The sequence below is a fragment of the Sutterella massiliensis genome (assembly GCF_016899755.1).
In the GTDB taxonomy this organism is placed as follows: Bacteria; Pseudomonadota; Gammaproteobacteria; order Burkholderiales; family Burkholderiaceae_F; genus Sutterella; species Sutterella massiliensis.
Genome location: NZ_JACJJC010000211.1, coordinates 1 through 617 on the forward strand (window position 1 = coordinate 1; position 617 = coordinate 617).

General features: G+C 57.7%; 1 protein-coding gene. It reads left to right on the forward strand.

Annotated features, from left to right (window positions below; genetic code table 11):
- Positions 1 to 617 (forward strand): IS607 family transposase (locus H6A60_RS12210; protein WP_205105011.1); only part of this gene is annotated, 617 nt, incomplete at both ends.

Sequence of the window (617 nt, forward strand, 5' to 3'; positions counted from 1 at the left end):
CTACGGTGTTTCTCCCAGTACGATCAGGCGCTGGGCCCAACGCGGTCTGATCAAGGTCGCCTGCCGTACATTCGGCGGGCATCGTCGATTCGAGGTACCGACTGTTTCGACGGAGAACCCGGCTCGCAAGCATATCGGTTACGCACGTGTCTCATCGCATGACCAGAAGAACGACCTGTTGCGTCAATCGAACCGCTTGCGGGAAGCCGGTTGCGAGGAGGTGATCGAGGATATTGGCTCCGGCCTTAACTGCAGCAAGCCCGGGCTCCGTTCCTTAATGCGTCAGCTTCTCGACGGACGAATCGGCAAGCTCACGGTCGTGCACGAAGACCGGCTGCTGCGCTTCGGCGTCGACTTGATTCGGCAGGTGTGCCGCAAGGTGCTCACCGATATTGAGGTGCTTGAAGTGCCGCCCGAAAAGACTTTTGAAGAGGAGCTCGCCCGAGATGTCATCACTCTCATGACGGTCTTTTGCGCACGGCTTTACGGCAGACGAAGCCACCGAAATCGAGCATGCCGTGGAATCGAATCATCGAATGACACCGACATTGCCACACTCAGGCAGAATGGTCTTCTCACCTCTTCGGGAAGGAACGGACCATGCTGCTCGAAACCGA